We start from the raw sequence: 17,996 nt of genomic DNA on the forward strand, positions 1-17,996 counted from the left end.
TTCACTCTTCTGGAGGTCTGCTTTGGGCAGTTACCTGATTCGCCGCCTGCTGCGGACCGTGCTGGTCATGCTGGGCATCAGCCTGGTGGTGTTTGTATTTGTCCGTTCTATTCCCGGCGACCCGGCCGTGGCCATGCTGGGCGAACGCGCCACCGCCGAAGCCGCAGCCGCTCTGCGCGAGCAGCTGGGCCTGAACAAGCCGTGGTTTTTTAATCCAGCCAATCCGCTGGACGCCCAGTACCCCAGATACATGACCGCGCTGCTTCAGGGCGACCTGGGCACAGGCATCAAGAGCAATATTCCGGTCTGGGATGACCTGAAAGCCCGCTTTCCGGCCACCGCCGAGTTGAGTATTGCCGCGCTGCTGTTTGCCCTGGTGGTCGGTATGCCGGCAGGTATTCTGGCGGCGCTGCGGCGCAACAGTGGCTGGGACAATCTGGCGACCACCATTTCACTGCTGGGCGTCAGCATGCCCGTCTTCTGGCTGGGCCTGCTGCTGTCGTACTTTTTTGCCGTCAAACTGGGCTGGCTGCCGCCCAGTGGCCGCCTGGGCACCGACTACGACATTCAGCCCATCACAGGATTTAACATTCTGGACGCCCTGCTGCGCGGCCAGCCTGCCGCCGCCTGGGATTCTCTGCGGCACCTGATTCTGCCAGCCATTGCCCTGGGTACCATTCCCCTGGCCATCATCGCCCGGATCACCCGCAGTTCCATGCTGGATGTGCTGGGCCAGGATTACGTGCGCACCGCCCGCGCCAAGGGGCTGACGCACCGGACCGTCACCACCAAACACGCGCTGCGCAATGCCCTGCTGCCCGTGGTCACTGTCATTGGCCTGCAAGCCGGCGCCCTGCTCGGCGGCGCCGTGCTGACCGAAACGATCTTCTCGTGGCCAGGTATTGGCTCGTGGGTTTACGAGGCCATCAGTCAGCGTGACTATCCCATTATTCAGGGCGGGGTCATCTTTGCGGCGCTGGTGGTCAGCGTGGCCAACCTGATCGTGGACCTGAGTTACGCCGCCCTCGACCCGCGCATCCAGTACAGCTGAGGGCCATGACATGACGACTACAACCACTCTTCCCAGTACCAAACATAAGCAGGACAGTATTTTCTGGCGCCGCTTTCGCCGCTCCACGCCGGGCAAGGTGGGGGCCATCATCGTGGCGGTCTTTGTGCTGCTGGCGGTCTTTGCCAGTGTCATCAAGCCCTATGACCCCACCACGGACCGCAATTACCGCCTGACCTTAAAAGCCCCCAGCGTCAGCGCCCTCTGGGACAAGGAGGTGGCCGAGACCTACACCGACCCGGTGACGGGCAAGGTGAACCTGTGGGCCGCGCCGCTTGGGACCGACAACCTGGGCCGCGACATCATGACCCGCGTGCTCCACGGCACCCGCATCAGCTTGAAAGTGGGCGTGGTGAGCACGGTGCTGGCGCTCATTATAGGATCGCTGCTGGGCGTGCTGGCCGGGTATTTTGGCGGCTGGCTGGATTCCACACTGGGCTACCTGACGGATGTGATGCTGGCCTTTCCCAGCATTCTGCTCGCCATCGGTTTTGCCAGCATCTTCTCGACCGACAATCCACCGCTGCTGATTGCGGGCCTGGACCGCCTCTTCGCGCTCAACAGCCCGCAGCTCGTGACGGCCATGCTGGCGGTGTCTCTGGTGCAGGTGCCAGTGTACCTGCGTCTGGCGCGCGGCGTGGTGCTGTCGGTGCGCGAGCGTGAGTTCGTGCAGGCGGCGGGCGCGCTGGGGGCCACCCAGGGCCGCATGATCTTCCAGCATGTGCTGCCCAACAGCCTCTCGCCGCTGATTGTGCAGGGCGCCCTGAGCATCGCCACGGCCACCATCGAGGTCGCTGCGCTGGGCTTCTTAGGCATTGGGGCGCAGCCGCCCCTCCCCGAATGGGGCACCATGATCAGCGACAGCCGTCAGTACTACATTGACGCGCCGTGGACGATGGTGTTTCCGGGCCTGGCCATCTTCTTGACCGTGCTGGGCTTTAACCTGCTGGGCGACGGCCTGCGGGACGTGCTCGACCCCAGAAGCACGCAGTAAGAGATAGTGAGGGTAAAGAAGGGCGAGCCGCGTGGTCTCGCCCTTCTTGCTGGTATGAGGACGGTGCTGGATGGCCGTTAGACCTTGATGCGCCCAGCTGACTAGGGCGTCACCCAGTGAGCCGCTCCCGCTTACTGCGGCGCTGCATCTATCGCCTCACCCTGAATATTCCCTGGGGCCACATTCAATCCAGCGCGTGTAAGGCTCCCTCCAAGTCCTGCGCGTGAAAGCGCTGGCCCGTCGCATGGGCGAGTTGACGGGCCAGGCGGCGCAGAGGCAGGGGACGCAGATCCAGGCTGCCTGCCCCGGTGCCGCTGACATTGGCGTGGCCGGTCAGGTCAATGACGGTGTGGTAGGGCTGAACCAGGCCGGGCGGCAACTCTCCGGCCGTCAGCACGATCAGGTCAGCGCGGCCGGCCAGGTCGTTCACGCTGGGGTCGCGGCGGCTGAGGGGATAGACGCGCACGCCAGCCGGCACGTCACGCGCCGCCCGCTCAGCGTCAGGCGCACTGGCGGCCACCACACCTAGCTCGGTAAAGCCCAGCCGGGCCAGGGGCAAAGCCAGGGCCAGGTCGCCCGCATGCTGACCCAATAGCACGGCGCTGGCCCCCCGCGAGGCGTAGCCCGAGTCGTTCAGCAGATCCGTTAGGGCGTCGGCCCGGGCGAAAGTGCCGTGCAGGCTGCCAGAAAACGCCACTGCGTCCACCCGGCCCACCCGGCGGGCCGCCGCATCAGGGGACACCTGTTCGAACACGTGAGCCTCCTGACTGGGATGGACCAGCGCGCCGGTAAAGCGCAGCGGCCGGCAGGCGTCTAGCACCTTGCCCAGGTCGTCGGTCGGCACCGACAGCGCAATGATGCCCAGGTCACGCAGGGCGCGGGCGGCGTGGGTGGTGTAACCAATCAGGGCCAGAGGCGTGTCAAACGCGGGCATTGAGTTTCAGTGTAGCCCGGCTGACGAGTGGGACGGCTGTGAGACGACTGCCGGCTTTCACGCCTGCGTCTGAGCAGAGCGCAAAGTGGCCAATTCAACCCCTGATGCGGATTCCGCTTCATTGCAGCACAGCGAGAAAAGCACCGTCTGCGCTTCCATATCGCGGAATCCGCATCTTTTCCTGCTCGCTCTGCTGCGCAGATTTCCAAGTCCGCTCGGATTCCACCCGGCATTCTGCTCGATTCAATCGAAGTCCGTATGAAGTCCACTTTTTAGACAGAAGGGCCACGCAAAGGCCAGAAGGACGACCAAACTGAACAGAGAAGACCCGAATCTCACTCTGTCCTCCCCATTTGCCAGGGCGACCGGCCCCTCCCCCCTTACCCCCAGTCGGCAGGGCGCTCGGTCAGGCCAAAATGCCAGGCAATCGCCTGGGCAATCCGTGTTCCAGCGTGGCCGTCGCCGTAAGGGTTGCGGGCCTGGCGCATGGCCTGCAAAGTCTCTGCGCTGCCCAGGAGGCCGCTCAGGACCGCCTCCAAGCCTGCCGGGTCGTTGCCGGCCAGGGTCAGAACGCCCGCCTCTATACCTTCAGGGCGCTCGGTGACGTTGCGCAGCACGGCCACGGGAACGCCCAGGGCCGCGCCTTCCTCCTGAAGCCCTCCGCTGTCGGTGGCCAGCAGGCGGGACGCCGCCATCAGAGGCGCCATGTCGCTGTAATCCAGCGGGTCTACCAGCTCGAAGTTGGGCACGTCCGACAGAACCGGGCGCACCGCTTCCTGCACAGCGGGCGACAGGTGAACCGGGTAAATAAAGTGGTGGTCGGGGTGGGCCTGGGCCACGCGGGCCAGGGCCAGCGCCATCTCACGCATCATGGGCTGGTTCTCGCGGCGGTGCATGGTCACGGTGACCAGTGGCTGCCCAGCTTCTACCCGCGCCCGCCACCCGGCGCGCAGAGGGACGCGGCCCGCGACCTCACGCACCGCGTCTACCGCCGTCTGACCCGTCACAAAGATGCCCGCCTCGGACTTGCCTTCACGCACCAGATTGGCCTTACTGCCGGCAGTGGGGGCAAAATCCAGGGTGGAGAGGACACCGGTCAGGCGGCGGTTGGCCTCCTCAGGAAAGGGCTCCTTCAGGCTGCCGCTGCGCAGTCCGGCCTCAACGTGCCCCACCGGAATGCCCTCATAGAAGGCGGCCAGCGCCACGCAAAAGGAGGTGGTGGTGTCGCCGTGAACCAGCACCATGTCAGCGCCCATTTCGCGCAGCACGCGCCCGGCCTGCGGGACGATGCGGGCGGTCAGGTCGGCCAGGGTCTGCCGGTCGGTCATGACATTCAGGTCGCGGTCGGGCGTCAGCCCAAAGACCGCCAGCGCGCCGTCGAGCATTTGCCGCTGCTGTCCAGTGGACAGGATGGACGCGTGAAGCCCGGCTTGTGCCTGAACGGCGGCGTACACAGGAGCCATTTTGGTGGCTTCGGGGCGGGTGCCAAAGGCCAGAACAACGTGTTTGGTGGTATGCATCAGATTTGTCCTTCCCGCGCCGCTTCCAGGTTCTGCGCGCGAATGCGGCGGTAAGCGACAAAAAACAGACACAGCGACGCCGCCAGGACGGTGCCCCCAATGGCTTCGGGCCGCAGCCCTTGCAGCGACATGCCAGCGGCGCCGCAAGCCAGGGCCACCAGCCACAGAATCACAGCTGTTTGCCGGGCACTGGCGGTGCGAGCCAGCACGCGGTGGTGAATATGGGTCTTGTCGGGGTGTCGCAGTGGGTTACGAATCCCGCGTGCCAGGCGGCCAATCACGACCTGGGTCGTGTCCAGGAGGGGCAAGGCCAGCACGATCAGCGGCACCAGCAGGCTGGCCCCGGCGCTGACCTTCAGGGTACCCAGCAGACTGACGGCCGCCAGCGTGTAGCCAAAGAGGGTGCTGCCCGCGTCGCCCATGATGATGCGGCTGGGGTTGAAGTTATGGCGCAAGTAGCCCAGGGCGGCGCCCGACAGCCCGGCGAGCAGCACCACAGCCGCCGCACGGTCTGGAAACTGGGCGGCGGTGGCCAGCAGCACGAAGCTGGCGACAAAAGCCACGCCGCCCACCACGCCGTCTACCCCGTCTAGCAGGTTGACGGCGTTCGTCAGGCCCACCACCCAGAGAATCGTAACCAGCGAGCTGAGCGGTTGGTTGACCGCTTCGGGCAGCGAGGGCAAGAAGGGAATGGCGTTCAAGTCCACCCGCAGGCCGTTGACGAGCAGCAGCGCGGCGGCCAGCGTTTGCACCACCAGCCGGGCCAGGGGCGACAAACCGTACTGGTCGTCAATAAAGCCCACCAGCACCAGCAGCGTGGCCCCCAGCAGAATCGCCAGCACCTGAATATTCACGATCTCTACGGCAATGGGCCGCAGCGCCCACGCCAGGACGATGCTGACCAGAAAGCCGCCGTAGATGGCCAGGCCGCCGGCATTGGGCAGAGGCTCTTTGTTCAGGCGGCGCTCGTTGGGCTGGTCGGCCCAGCCCGCCTGAATGGCAAAGGCGCGCAGGCGCGGAATAAAAAACCAGGTAAAGACCCCGGCAGCCAGAAAGGTAATGAGTACGCTGAGAAAGCCCCGGCCACGGAGGTCGGCTATTCCCAGTTGTGCGGCCAGCGCCTGCAATGCGTCCATAAACGGCCCCAAGTGTAACGGCTGGAACATGGGGGGACGTCAACCAGAAGGAGGGGTGCGGCGCGCTGAGCAACACACCGCCATCTAGGGCTCTGCGATGTTCGCCACGAGCTGGGCCGGGGGCCGCTGCTCCTTCCAGCAGTTGGCCGACAGTGGAACCAGTAGCGAACTGTATGAGGTTACCCACACCAACATCAGCGGTGCTAAGGGCGTGGAGATCACCTTGCTTTCCAATGGCCAGCTGCTCTACAGGCGGGCTTCGTTGAACTCACACAGTTTCGGCACCAATTGCTAGGGTTCAGGTCGCCGCCTGGTGCAGGGTTAATGGCCAGTAGGTTGGCGGCATCAAGTACGCACTACCCAAGCGTCGGAGCGGAGGCCGGGCTACGCTGACAAAAGGAGCAGGTCAGGCCGCTCGTGGTGCGCAACATTCAGCATGATGCGCAAGATTGGCCCGGCCGACATCATCCGGTCTCTAGCTCTTCTGTTTCGCCGAATATTCTGACGGGTGATGAACCCAGAGCCACCTCAGATTCATCCCGAAGTGGCTCTGGATTGTCTGGATAGGAATCGGCATTCACCCCTATAGCTGTGACTGAATGCCGGCGCTTATGTCCTGCAGCCTACTTGGTGCCGTAGATGCGGTCGCCTGCGTCGCCCAGGCCCGGCACGATATAGCCGTGGTCGTTCAGGTGGCTGTCCACCGCCGCCACCACGATTTCCACGTCCGGGTGGTCGCGCTCGATAACCTGGATGCCCTCAGGAGCCGCAAGGATACACATCAGCTTGATGGTGGTGGCCCCAGCCTCCTTCAAAAAGGCAATGGCCGCGCTGGCACTGCCCCCTGTGGCCAGCATGGGGTCGGTTAGAAAGACGCGGCGCTCGGCAATGTCGGCAGGCAGCTTGTTGTAGTAGGCCACAGGCGCGAGGGTCTGGGGGTCACGGTACAGGCCGATATGCCCCACTTTGGCAGCCGGCACCAGCTGCACAATGGCGTCTGTCATGACCAGCCCGGCGCGCAAGATGGCCACCAGGGCCAGCTTTTTGCCGCTCAGCATCGGAAAATCGTCTTCCACGATAGGGGTGTGCAGGCGCTCAGGGGCCAGGTCGAGGTCGCGCATGGCCTCGTAGGCCAGCAGCAGGCTCAGTTCGCCGGCCAGCTCGCGGAATTCTTTGACGCCCGTGCGCACATCGCGCATGATGGACAGCTTGTGTTGAACGAGGGGGTGAGTCACGACCGTAACCATGTGCCCCACCATACCGCCGCCCCGCGCCCATGCGCCTAGCCGGGCAGCCGGGCCAGGACGTGCCGGGCACGCGGCACCTTGGCGTCACGCTGGCCCTCGAATTCATACGGCTCGTTCATCAGAAACCAGTACAGGTCATGCAGGGTCGTCATGGCCAGGTAAGCGCGGTAACGGGTCAGCGTGGCGCGGTCCTGGTCCGGCAGCAGAGACAGGGCCGCCTGAAGACTCTCATCGGGGGGCAGCAGGTCGAGGGTGCCGGTTTTCAGCAGCGCCAGGTCCCGCAGGGGGTCGTCCCAGGCGGCTTTGGTCCAGTCAATGACCAGCACCTCGCCGCTCTCTGGATTCATCAGGATGTTGTCGTGCCACAGGTCCAGATGGCAAAAGGCGGCCGGGCCCGCCAGCAGGCCGCGTTCCAGCGGAACCTCCACAGCGTCAAACAGGTCGCCCAGCGGGTAGGCGGCCAGGGCGCTGCGAAACCGGCGCAGCCGCTCCTGCACCCGCCGCAGGTCCACGTGGCCGGCCCGCTCGCGGTGCAGCCCGGCCAGTTGGTCGCGCAGCTGGGGCAGGGCGCGCGGCACGTCTGCGGCGCGCAGAGGCCGGCCGGGAAAACGGCGCAGAATCAGGGCCTCAATTCCGTCGGCCTCGGTGGCGTCCTGCACCCAGGCCCCCAGGCCCGCGCGGCGCATGTTGCGGGCCTCGGTGCGGTGGTCGCCCTGGTGGTTGCGGTAAACCTTGACCACGGTCTGCCCGTCGGCCGTGGCATACACGCGGCTTTGCATCCCCGAATCCATCGGGGTCAGCGGGCCGTACTGCGCTTCGAGCACCGGAAACCGGGCCGGGGGCGCGTCACCGGGCTGGGCGGGCCGCAGGGTCACGCCCCCCCCCACAGCGGCGCACTCACTGCGGCAGTTTCTCCAGCAGCCCCGTCAGCCGGGGATCAAGCGCCTTGCCCGCCTGGGCGCGCACGCGGTCCGCGTCCCCCAGCCGCACGTAGGCGTTGGCCACCGCCAGAATGCGGGCGTACAGCGGGATATCCTCGGCGGCCAGGCGGTCAGGTTCACCCTGGCCGTCCCAGCGCTCGTGGTGGTGTCGCACAGCCTTCATGGCCTCACTGAGATGCGGCACCCCATGCAGAAAGTTAGCCCCCACCTGTGCGTGCCCCTGCTCGCCGTGAATCTTGCCGATGTCGTGCAGCATGGCGGCGTACCAGACCTCTTCCTGCTCGCGCTCGGTCAGGCCGACCAGCTTGCCCAACTTGACGCTCACGTCCGCCACCGACTGGGAATGCCCCAGGGCATCAAATTCGCCGCTCTCGACGGCCTCGACCAGAGCGCTCGTCAGGTGCCGGGAGGCCGCGCGCCACTCCTCGCGGCTTTCGAGGACGCCCAGCAGGGGTGCCACGGCCGCCGCCCATTTGGTCACAGCTTCCTGGGTGGCGGGGGCCAGGCCCTCGGGGCCTGTGCGGTCCAGCACCAGCGCGCCCAGATTGCGGCCGCGCACCGTCAGCGGCACGACCAGCGACACGGTGACCGCGCGCATGCCCGCCTCGTCCAGCAGCGCCGTCACCTCAGACGGGCTGCCCTCGTACAATTCCCGGGCGCCGTCGGCCAGGATGCGCGGGCGCATAGAGGCCCACGGCCCGCCCAGGGCCACGCCCAGCAGCGCCTTGGGGTAGCCCAGCACCGCCGCCACCCGGTCCTGGCCCCGGCGCACCACCGCAAAGCCCTGCACGCCCCCGCCCATCAGGGCCGCAGCGTGCGACAGAGCGCCTTCCAAAATGCCCTCCTGGCTGGGGCGGGCCAGCAGGTCAGCGATGACCCTGGTGGCGTCGAGGCTCTCACCCGCTGGCGTACCGGACCCGCGCGGGTCGGCAGGGCTGGGCGTCTGCTGGGGGGTGCGGGGGCGCCTGAACACGTTGCCGGTAGTATACCCGCGCTACCCTGCCCCGCATGACGGCCTCTCCCTTTCCCCACGAGTCGGTCACGGCGCCCGTTCAACAGGCCTATGCCCGCTACGAGCGCCAGGCCAAAAGCTGGCTGACCGGCTACGCGCAGCGCGGCGGACGGGTGTTTTGCGGCGCGGGGTGCAGTGCGTGCTGCACCATGCCCATCCGGGTGAGCCTGGCCGAGGCGCTGCTGATGGCCAGGGCAGTGGACGAGGCGCAGGCCAGCGCCGTCGAGACCCACGCCCGCGCCGCCGTTCAGAACGCCCGCACCGCGCGCGACGACGATGAATATGTGCGCCGCCACCGCCTGGAATTGGGGTTCTGCCCCATTCTGGACCGCGAGACCGGCAGTTGCAGCCGCTATGAGGCGCGGCCCACACGCTGCCGCGACACCTACAGCGCTTTTCCGGCCCACTACTGCGAGGCCGAGACCTGGGAGCGCATGAGCCGCCGGGAGCAGGCCGAGTACCGCCGCGAGGTGGCCCGCACGCCCGGCACCGACGGCGAACTGCACTTTATTGCCCCTCTGGAACACCTCTCGGAGCCGGTGTGGGCGGCCGCTGCCCGCGCCATGCGCCGCGAGTGGGGCCTAGAGGTCTGGGGCGACTTCTGGCTGCTGACCACGCTGGCCGCCGACGCCAAGTTCATGGCGGCCGTTGCCGCTGGGGATGCGCGCCGGGCCTGGCAGGTCGCTTCAGGACGCGGGCTGGCCCACCGGATGCTGCTGGAATTCGGGGAGTAAGGAGCCCCCCACAGCCAAAAGAGAAACCCCCGCGCCAGGCGGGGATTTTCTGTGGTGGGCGGTGAGGGATTTGAACCCCCGACCCGTCGCTTGTAAGGCGAAAGCTCTACCGCTGAGCTAACCGCCCACGCGGCCTGACATCGTAAAGGCTCCGGGCGCCCGGCGCAAGGGGGAGGGGCGCGGCAGGGCAGGCTTTGTGAGCGCATGCCGGTCTGGCACACCTGCTGGGGTATACTGGGGGCCGTTCCTCGAACGAGGGGTGGGTGAACAGACCCACCTTTTTTCGTGGAGGGGGTGGTTGAACAGGCTGGCTCTGCGCTGGCCGAGACAATATGAATAACAACGCAACACACAATCTGGAGCAGCTGGCCCGCACGGCCCTCGATCCCCTGGGATACGAGGTGCTGGAAGTTCAGGTGCAGAATCTGGGCGGACAACCGATTGTCCTGATTCGCATTGACCGCCTTGACGAGCAGCCGGTCACGGTGGACGACCTGACGAAAGCCAGCCGCGCTGCCGAGGTCGAGTTTGACCAGGCCGACCCGATTGCCGGCGAGTACCGCCTGGAATTCGAGTCGCCGGGCGGCAAGCGGCCCCTGCTGCGGGCGCGCCATTTCGAGCGCATGCTGGGGCTGAAAGCGCGGGTGCGCGGCGAGGGCGGCGTGGCTTTCACGGCCCCTATTCAGGCAGTCGAGGGTGACCGCGTGACCTTCATGGTGGGCGGCGAGGCACAGATCCTGACGGTCGGCACCTTTCAGGCCAACCTGGCCGAGTTCCCTGACCGTCACCGTTAATCAAGGCTGCACCCCCAGGGCGGGGGCAAAGGAAGAGTGAGATGAGCCAACCAGAATTCAATTTTGCCGATGCGCTGCGCGAAGTGGCGCAGGCACGCAACATCAACGAGCTGCAACTGATTGAAGCGTTCGAGCAGAGCCTCGCGCAGGCGTACACCCGCAACGTCGAACCCGACAAGCGCATTGAAGTGCACCTGGACCCCCAGAGCGGCGAACTGGAAGTGCTGGTCGTGCGTGAGGTCGTGGAAAAGGTTGAGGACGAGCACCTGCAGATCTCTCTGGCGGACGCGCTGGAGCTGGACCCTGGCGTCGAAATCGGCATGGAGATGGAGTTTCCGGTCGACCGCGAGAAGTTCTCGCGCATCGCCCTGCAGGCCGCCAAGCAGACCCTGACCCAGAAGATGCGCGAAACCGAGCGCAACGTGGTCTTCAACGAATACAAGGACCGCGAGGGCCAGGTGCTGACGGCCCAGGTGGTCCGCAGCGACAACAAGGGCAACTGGTTCGTGGAACTGGGCGCCGGCGAGGCCATTCTGCCCCCCCGCGAGCAGATTCCCGGCGAGAAGCTGACCCCCGGCAACCGCGTCAAGATTTACCTCAAGGAAGTGCGCAAGACGCCCAAGGGGCCGACCATTCTGGCCAGCCGCGCCGACGAGCGGCTGCTGGACTACCTGCTGCGTCAGGAAATCCCCGAAGTCGCCAATGGCATCGTGGAGGTCAAGGCCATTTCGCGCGAGGCTGGGCAGCGCAGCAAGGTCGCCGTGTTCTCGCACAACAGCAACGTGGACCCCATCGGCGCCTGCATCGGGCACCGCGGGAACCGCATCCAGGCCGTCACTGGCGAACTGGGCCGCGAGCGCGTGGACGTCATTCTGTGGGACGGCAACACCCGCGACTTCATTCGCAACGCGCTGTCCCCCGCTAAAGTCGGCCTGATTGAGGTGCAGCCGGAGCGCCGCGAGGCCACCGTGACCGTGACGCCCGACCAGCTGTCGCTGGCCATCGGCAAGGGCGGCCAGAACGTGCGCCTGGCGGCCAAGCTGACCGGCTTCAAGATTGACCTACGCGAAACCGCCGCCATCAGCGACTTGGACGCCGCCATGCAGCAAGCCCTGCAAGACGAGCAGGATGGCCAGAACAGCGGCGCCGCCCAGTCGGCCTTCGACGCACTGTTTAAGGACAGTAAGTCGGTCGCCACCGCCAGCCCCGACGACGTGGAGTAATCCTTGACCGGCCCCCAGACCCTGAAGCATGTCCCCGAGCGCACCTGCGTGGCGTGCCGCCGCAAACGGCCGCAAGGCGAATTTCTACGCCTGACCAAGGTGGACGGCGCGTGGCAACTGGGGCAGCGGCCCAGACAGGGCCGGGGGGCTTACCTGTGCGCAGATACACCCACCTGCTGGCAAGACAAGCGGCTGCGGCGGGCTTTTGGCGCTCAGGCGACGACTGTGGCCGAACTGGCACAGCGCACGGTCACGCCGGGCGCCCCCGATTCATAATGCGTTTTGCGCCTATGGCGCAGAGCAGGACTCACCGGAGGTGAGCATGTCGAAAGTTCGTATCTATACCCTCGCCAAGGACCTTGGCGTCGAAAACGCAAGAATGCTGGAAATTCTCGATGGCCTGGGCGTGTCGTACAAGAGCGTCAGCAGCACCATCGAAGAAGACACTGTCGAGCTGATTAAGCAGATTCTGGCCGAGGAGCAGGGCGGCGAAGCGCCCACCGCCGCCGCCGAGCCGGAAACGGCCACCCCGGCGGCAGCACAGCCCACCACTGTTCAGTCGGCACCGGCAGCCACGGCCCAGTCCAGTGCCGCGCCCAAGGCGGCCGAAGCCTCCACCGCTGTGGCCGATCCTGAGGCTGAATCGGAAGTCCCCCACCGCGCGCCCGTCGTGACCATCATGGGTCACGTGGACCACGGCAAGACCAGCCTGCTGGACTACATCCGCAAAACGAAGGTTGCAGCCAAGGAAGCGGGCGGCATTACCCAGCACGTCGGGGCCTTTGAAGCCAAGACGAGCAAGGGCAAGATCGTCTTTATCGACACGCCCGGCCACGAAGCGTTTACGACCATCCGGGCGCGCGGCGCCAACGTGGCCGACATCGCCATCATCGTGATTGCCGCCGACGACTCGCTGATGCCCCAGACCCGCGAGGCCATCGCCCACGCGCAGGCCGCCAAGGTGCCCATGATCGTGGCCATCAACAAGGTGGACCTGCCCCAGGCTGACCCCGAGCGCGTCAAGACCGACCTGACCCAGCTCAACCTCGTGCCCGAAGAGTACGGCGGGGACCTCGTGGTCGTGCCGGTCAGCGCCAAGACCGGCGAGGGCGTGGAAGACCTGCTGGAATACATCAGCCTGACGGCCGAACTTGAAGACCTGCGCGCTGACCCCAAGGGCAAGTTCAGCGGCGTGGTGATTGAAGGCAAGGTGGACAAGCAGGCCGGCGTGCTGGCGACCGTCATGGTGCAGGAAGGCACGCTGCATGTGGGCGACTTCCTGGTCGTGGGCGAAGGCTACGGCAAGATCAAGGCCATGAGTGACAGCGCAGGCGCGCGCATCAAGGACGCGGGCCCCAGCACGCCGGTGCAGATTCTGGGCTTCAGTGAGGTGCCCAGCAGCGGCGAAACGGTCAGCTCGGCCAAGAACGAACACGCCGCGCGCGAGGTGGTGGCGCAGCGCGTGGACACCCGCCGCGACGCCGAGAACGCCCGCGTGCAGCGCCGCCTGACCCTGGAAGAGATGATGGGACCGCTGGGCAGCGTGCGCACCGTCAACCTGATTCTGCGTGCCGACACTCAGGGCAGCGTCGAAGCCCTGCAGGGCATCCTGGCCCGCAAGGAAAGCGACGACGTGAAGATCAACGTCATGCTGGCCGGTATCGGCGCCCCCACCGAAGGCGACGTGCTGCTGGCGTCCACCGCCGAAGCGACCATCCTGTGCTTCAGCGTGACCCCCTCGGGCGGCGTGAAGAAGGTGGCCGACAGCAAGGGCGTGGATATCAAGTCCTACCGCATCATCTACGAGCTCATTGACGAAGTGGACCGCCTGATCAAGGGCAATGTCGAGCCGGTGTTCGAGGAGAAATACCTCGGCCGCGCCGAAGTGCGCATGGTCATTCGCCACCCCAAGAGCGGCAACATCGCCGGGTCGTACATCACGGACGGCATGTTCAAGCGCAACGCCAAGGCCAAGGTCACGCGCGGCAAGCAGGTCGTCTATGAGGGTACGGTCGTGGGTCTCAAGCGCTTTAAGGACGATGTCCGTGAAGTGCAGACCGGCTACGAGTGCGGGATCAACCTGGACTGGAACGACGTGATGGAAGGCGACATCATCGAAGCCAGCGAAATGGTGGAAGTGGAACAGGCGTAAGCCAGGCTCAACACAGCGGGAGAGGCGTCCATAGCGGCGCCTCTCCCCTTTTTGGTTTCGTGTCGTTGCGGTACAGAGCCTGGAATCACCTGTTGCCTCTGGCCTGGGCATTTAGAGCACATCTATCTGTTGTACGGCTTCTCGTTGACCCAATGAAAGCCGCGCGTTTTAAGCGGTTCCCCGCTGACCTGGGTACGCTGACGGTCCGTGTTCAGGGCCGCTAGACCAGTCCGGACGTTAAAGGCCACTGCCACAAGCAGGAGCAGAGTCATCACCCAGGCGGCGGCAGTCGTCAGCCCCGATTGGGGCCTCCCCGAACGGGCCGGTACGGCCTCGCCTGTTACTAGGGCGCGCAGGCGGCGGGCATCCATCGCCAGCAGGACCACAGCTGCCAGGAGCAGATGGGCGCTGAAATTCTTGACCGGCACGTCGTAAAACAGGTTCAGGGCCAGCACATTGCTCATAGTTATGGCAGCCACCAGGGCGCCCAGCGTCACCGTCCGGCGGTGCAGCAGCAGCAGGGCCGGCAGTACCTCGGCCACACCCGCCACCCACTGGTAGCCGGGGCTGGCAGCCATGAAGCGCCACAGCAGGCCCATCGGACTGGACTCGGCGTAGGTGGTGCCCAGTTGCGCGGACGACAGCAGGTCAAACTGCCCAAGATTGAACTTGGCCATGCCGTAGACCGTGAGCCAGACGATTAAAACCACACGCAGGAACCGGCCAAGCGTCGTCAGCACCTGTGGGCGAAGGAGCGAGGGGGCCAGCGCCGTCCACGCCACACCCGCCATCAGGGAGGCCAGCAGGAGGCACAGCGTCCAGGCCCACAGCAGGGCGGTGTCCCCACTGCCGGTGGCTTCACCCAGAGGTGGGAGTGGCGTGCCGAATAGGGCGCGGCTTACAGCATCGGCCACAGGCCAGACGGTCTCCGCTGGAAGAAAGCCCTGCACCCCAGCCAGAAAGTACAGGGCCAGGTACGCGGCGCCGAAATGCAGCAGGAAGCGCCGCCACAGCGGCCAGACCTGCACCGGGGGCGACGCTTCGGGAGCCAGCGCAGGTAAGGCAGCAGTCATTCCTACAGCATGACCGCCGCCCCACACGCGCGCCAGCAGATCTGCCCTACTGCCGCTGGGCCAGTAATTCTTCCAGGCGGGCCACGTAGCCTTCCAGGGTGCGGAAGGTGGCCTGCACCGGCTCGGGGCTCAGCATGTCCACACCGGCTTCTTTCAGGGCGTCAATGGGGTCCAGGCTGCCGCCGGATTTCAGGAAGCGCAGATAGCGCTCACGGGCGGCTTCCGGATCAGCGGCAAACTGCTCCAGAATCTGGTGGGCCGCGCTGATGCCAGTCGCGTACTGGTAGGCATAGAAGTTGGCGTACAGGTGGGTGGAAAACTGTGCCCACAGGATGCCGCTGCGCTCCCGGTCCATCGTCACGCCGTCGCCATAGCCCTCGGCCAGCAGGTCGGCGGTCAGGGTGTTCAGGTCGGGGGCGCTGAGGGTCCCGCCCGCCTCAATCCGGCGGTAGGCTTCCAGCTCAAAGGCCGCCAGGGTCGGCATGATGAAAAAGTAGCGGTGAAAGTTCGACAGCGCCTCTTCGATAATCTGCACTTCAAAGGTGGTGTCGCCCTCAGCGCGGGCCTGTTGCAGCAGGTGCTGGCGGACCATCGCCTGATCGAAGTTGCTGGCCACCTCGGCATGAAACAGCGTGTAGCGCGGCACTGAGTACGGGTGCTCACGCTGTGAAAGCAGCGAGTGCATAGAGTGACCGATCTCGTGCGCCAGGGTGGAGTACGAGTTCATGGTGCCGTTCCAGGTCATGAAGATGAAGGGTTTAACGCGCCCGCCGCCGTTGCTGTAAGCCCCCTGACGCTTGCCCTCGTTTTCGACATAGTCCACCCAGCGTTCGGTGGTCAGGCCCGCGCGCATCTCGCGCACGTAGTCTTCGCCCAGGGGGGCCATGCCGTCTGCAATCCAGTCCACAGCCTGCTCGTAACTGACCTCGCGCGGCGGCACGAGAGCAGCCTTTACGTCGTATTCGCGCAGGGTGTCTAGGCCCAGCCAAGCGCGGCGAACTTTCCAGTAGCGCTGCCAGACGGGCGTGTTGGCGCGGTAAGTTTCCAGCAGGGTGGTCACGACCGCTGTGGGAATGCGGTCGGGCGAAAGGCTGGCCGTGATGCTGTCCGGATAATGGCGGGCGCGGGCCAGGAAAACGTTCTGACGCACGTTGGCCGCGTACATGGCCGCCTGCGAATGCTGGGCCGCCAGGTGGGCGTCGGCGTAGTGCTCCCAGGCCTCGCGCCGCACCTCGCGGTCGGGATGGGCGGTCAGGCGGTCCACATTGCCCTGAGTGATGGTCGTGTCGCCCGCCGTGCCAAAGCGCAGGTCCATGTTGGCCAGCGCGGGGTGAATGCCCCGCTCGGCGGCAAAGGGGGCCTGCACTGCGCCCAACAGGGCCTCCACTTCGGCGCTACGCACATGGGGACGGCCCCGCACGATGCGCTCCAGGCGCACGCGCTGCTCGGCAAAATCGGGCTGGGTCAGCCAGCCTTTCAGGGTGGCCTCGTCCAGCGCCAGCACCTCAGGCCGGTAAAAGGCCGTCACGCTGCTCAGGCGGGAGGTCAGGCTGACCGCCTGGTCGCGGCGGGCGGCGGCCTCGGCGTCGCGGCCGTCCACACTGGCCCCCATGCCCGCGTAGGACACCAGACGGGTCAGGCGCAGCTCCACCTCATCGGCGGCCTTCAGGTAGGCCAGCAGACCGGCGGGGGTGTTCAGTTGGCCGGCATATTCGGCCAGGGCGTCAATGGCGGCGGGGAGCGCGCCGGCCTCGGCCGTCCAGGCGTCGGTGGTGGCAAACAGGGCCTCGGTGTCCCAGGTCTGTTCGCGGGGGGCGTCGGCGCGGCGGGGCAGGGCGGCGGGAGATGGTGCGCTGGACTGTGAGGCCGTCATACCGGAGGCTAGCATTCCTGGCCGCATCTGAACCGATTCAGTCGCCCGCGCAGTACAGTGAAGCGGCATGAATGGCCCGGCCCCCCTGACCACCTCTTCCCTGTCCCCGGCGGCGGTGTTGCCCGCCGTCTTTCGGCTGCCCCACGCGGCGGGGCTGGCCCTGAGCGTCTTCCTGCTGGGCTTTGGGCTCTCGCTGGCCGTGCCGTATATGGCGCTGTTTGCCGTGGGCGAGGTGGGCTTGACCCCCTTACAACTGGGTCTGTTCCTCACCAGCAACGCGGTGGCCGCCGTGCTGATCGCCACACGACTGGCGCGATGGTCGGACCGCTGGACCAACCGCAAGCCGCTGGTGCTGCTGACCCTGCTGGCCGGCGGCCTGGGCTACGGCCTGCTGTGCGTCACGCGGTCCTACCCGGCGCTGCTGGTCACGGGGGCGGTGTTTCTGGCCACGGGGGCGGCGGCTTTTCCACAGGTGTTCTCCTTTGCCCGCGCCACGTTGCAGGACGTGCCAGCCGAACTGGCCGAGCGCGCCCTGACTGTGCTGCGTGCGGTGTTCAGCCTGTCGTGGGTGGTCGGGCCAGGGCTGGGAGCGGCGGTGCTGGCGGGGTTTGATTTTGTGGGAGTCTTCGCGGCGGCAGCGGCCTGCTTCGTGCTGGCGGCGGCGCCGCTGCTGCGGGTGCCGGGGCGCACCCCCAGGGCCAGTGTGCCGGCCACCGCGCCCGCCAGCGCGCCGCGCCGCGCCGTGGCCTGGGGCGCCCTGGCCTTTGTGCTGTACGGCATGGCCATGAGCATGGGCATGACCGTCTTTCCGCTGTTCGTGACCAGCACGCTGGGCGGCACGGGGGGTCAGGTGGGCTTCCTGGTGGGCCTGTGCGCCCTGCTGGAAATCCCGGTGATGCTGGCCCTGGTCACCTGGCGGCGCCTGCCCCCGGTGGCCTGGCTGGTGGCGGCGGGCATGGCGCTGTTTGCCGTGCATTTCGCGCTGCTGTTTCTGGCCCAGGGCCAGGCGCTGCTGGTGGCGGCCCAGGTGCTGCGCGCCGTCGTCCTGGCCCTGCTGGCGGGCCTGGGGATGGCCTACTTTCAGGAACTGATGCCAGGACGCTTTGCCGCCGCCACCACCCTCTTTGCCAACACCAGTAGCCTGGGTGGCATGCTCAGCGGCGTCACGGCGGGCGCGTGGGCCCAGGCATTTGGCTACCGCAGCGTCTTTCTGCTGTGCCTGACCCTGGCCGCCGCCGCGTGGGCCGTCATGCTGTGGCGCGGGCAGCCGGGCAAGCCGGACAACTAAGCGTCG

General features: G+C 66.4%; 16 protein-coding genes and 1 tRNA gene. 8 read left to right on the plus strand and 9 right to left on the minus strand.

What is annotated here, in order from left to right:
- Positions 1–22 precede the first annotated feature (22 nt).
- Both K7W42_RS00140 and K7W42_RS00145 read left to right on the plus strand, forming a co-directional pair.
- Entirely contained in the window at positions 23–1,051 is a 1,029-nt protein-coding gene (locus tag K7W42_RS00140; RefSeq protein WP_224571331.1) for an ABC transporter permease, read from the plus strand.
- A gap of 10 nt (positions 1,052–1,061) precedes the next feature.
- Complete coding sequence (locus K7W42_RS00145) at positions 1,062–2,063, plus strand: ABC transporter permease (protein WP_224571332.1); 1,002 nt, start codon at positions 1,062–1,064, stop codon at positions 2,061–2,063.
- A gap of 184 nt (positions 2,064–2,247) precedes the next feature.
- Here the strand turns inward: K7W42_RS00145 and K7W42_RS00150 are convergent, their stop codons facing one another.
- The 6 genes from K7W42_RS00150 to K7W42_RS00175 form a co-directional block, all read right to left on the minus strand.
- Entirely contained in the window at positions 2,248–2,997 is a 750-nt protein-coding gene (locus tag K7W42_RS00150) for a shikimate dehydrogenase (RefSeq protein ID WP_224571334.1), read from the minus strand.
- Between the two features lie 380 nt (positions 2,998–3,377).
- Entirely contained in the window at positions 3,378–4,517 is a 1,140-nt protein-coding gene (wecB, locus tag K7W42_RS00155) for a non-hydrolyzing UDP-N-acetylglucosamine 2-epimerase (protein ID WP_224571336.1), read from the minus strand.
- Entirely contained in the window at positions 4,517–5,653 is a 1,137-nt protein-coding gene (locus K7W42_RS00160) for an MraY family glycosyltransferase (protein ID WP_224571337.1), read from the minus strand. Before K7W42_RS00160 ends, wecB begins: the two co-directional genes overlap by 1 nt.
- Before the next feature lie 623 nt (positions 5,654–6,276).
- A complete protein-coding gene (upp, locus tag K7W42_RS00165; RefSeq protein WP_157458229.1) occupies positions 6,277–6,900 on the minus strand; it encodes a uracil phosphoribosyltransferase in 624 nt (207 codons plus the stop codon).
- Positions 6,901–6,935: 35 nt separating this feature from the next.
- A complete protein-coding gene (locus K7W42_RS00170) occupies positions 6,936–7,775 on the minus strand; it encodes a phosphotransferase (RefSeq protein ID WP_224571338.1) in 840 nt (279 codons plus the stop codon).
- Positions 7,776–7,797: 22 nt separating this feature from the next.
- On the minus strand, positions 7,798–8,814 hold the full coding sequence (locus tag K7W42_RS00175; RefSeq protein ID WP_224571339.1) for an HD-GYP domain-containing protein: 1,017 nt from the start codon (positions 8,812–8,814) through the stop codon (positions 7,798–7,800).
- 35 nt (positions 8,815–8,849) lie between these two features.
- Between K7W42_RS00175 and K7W42_RS00180 the strand changes: the two genes are divergently transcribed.
- Positions 8,850–9,587 carry a YkgJ family cysteine cluster protein gene (locus tag K7W42_RS00180; RefSeq protein ID WP_224571340.1) on the plus strand — a complete coding sequence of 246 codons (738 nt, stop codon included), beginning with the start codon at positions 8,850–8,852 and terminating at the stop codon, positions 9,585–9,587.
- Positions 9,588–9,639: 52 nt separating this feature from the next.
- Here K7W42_RS00180 and K7W42_RS00185 read toward each other — a convergent pair.
- Positions 9,640–9,714 (minus strand) — tRNA-Val (locus tag K7W42_RS00185).
- A gap of 205 nt (positions 9,715–9,919) precedes the next feature.
- Between K7W42_RS00185 and rimP the strand changes: the two genes are divergently transcribed.
- Genes rimP through infB form a run of 4 tightly spaced genes read left to right on the plus strand, consistent with a single transcriptional unit; the run spans position 9,920 to position 13,756 of the window.
- Positions 9,920–10,381, plus strand: a complete 462-nt coding sequence (gene rimP / locus K7W42_RS00190) for a ribosome maturation factor RimP (RefSeq protein WP_224571341.1) — start codon at positions 9,920–9,922, stop codon at positions 10,379–10,381.
- A gap of 41 nt (positions 10,382–10,422) precedes the next feature.
- A complete protein-coding gene (nusA, locus tag K7W42_RS00195; RefSeq protein ID WP_224571343.1) occupies positions 10,423–11,604 on the plus strand; it encodes a transcription termination factor NusA in 1,182 nt (393 codons plus the stop codon).
- Positions 11,605–11,607: 3 nt separating this feature from the next.
- The gene (locus K7W42_RS00200; protein WP_224571345.1) at positions 11,608–11,880 is read left to right on the plus strand and encodes a YlxR family protein; all 273 of its coding nucleotides are present in this window, start codon (positions 11,608–11,610) and stop codon (positions 11,878–11,880) included.
- Positions 11,881–11,926: 46 nt separating this feature from the next.
- Positions 11,927–13,756, plus strand: a complete 1,830-nt coding sequence (gene infB / locus K7W42_RS00205; RefSeq protein WP_224571347.1) for a translation initiation factor IF-2 — start codon at positions 11,927–11,929, stop codon at positions 13,754–13,756.
- A 122-nt stretch (positions 13,757–13,878) separates the two neighbouring features.
- On the opposite strand, the gene K7W42_RS00210 is transcribed toward infB, so the two are convergent.
- Both K7W42_RS00210 and pepF read right to left on the minus strand, forming a co-directional pair.
- Positions 13,879–14,829, minus strand: a complete 951-nt coding sequence (locus K7W42_RS00210; RefSeq protein WP_224571349.1) for a hypothetical protein — start codon at positions 14,827–14,829, stop codon at positions 13,879–13,881.
- A gap of 46 nt (positions 14,830–14,875) precedes the next feature.
- Positions 14,876–16,702: an oligoendopeptidase F gene (gene pepF, locus K7W42_RS00215; protein ID WP_224571351.1), complete on the minus strand. Its 1,827-nt coding sequence runs from the start codon at positions 16,700–16,702 to the stop codon at positions 14,876–14,878.
- A gap of 67 nt (positions 16,703–16,769) precedes the next feature.
- Here pepF and K7W42_RS00220 point away from each other — a divergent pair, with 67 nt between their 5' ends.
- Positions 16,770–17,990 carry a sugar efflux transporter gene (locus K7W42_RS00220; RefSeq protein WP_224571352.1) on the plus strand — a complete coding sequence of 407 codons (1,221 nt, stop codon included), beginning with the start codon at positions 16,770–16,772 and terminating at the stop codon, positions 17,988–17,990.
- Positions 17,991–17,996: the final 6 nt, after the last annotated feature.

The sequence above is a fragment of the Deinococcus betulae genome (assembly GCF_020166395.1).
GTDB classification, from domain to species: domain Bacteria; phylum Deinococcota; class Deinococci; order Deinococcales; family Deinococcaceae; genus Deinococcus; species Deinococcus betulae.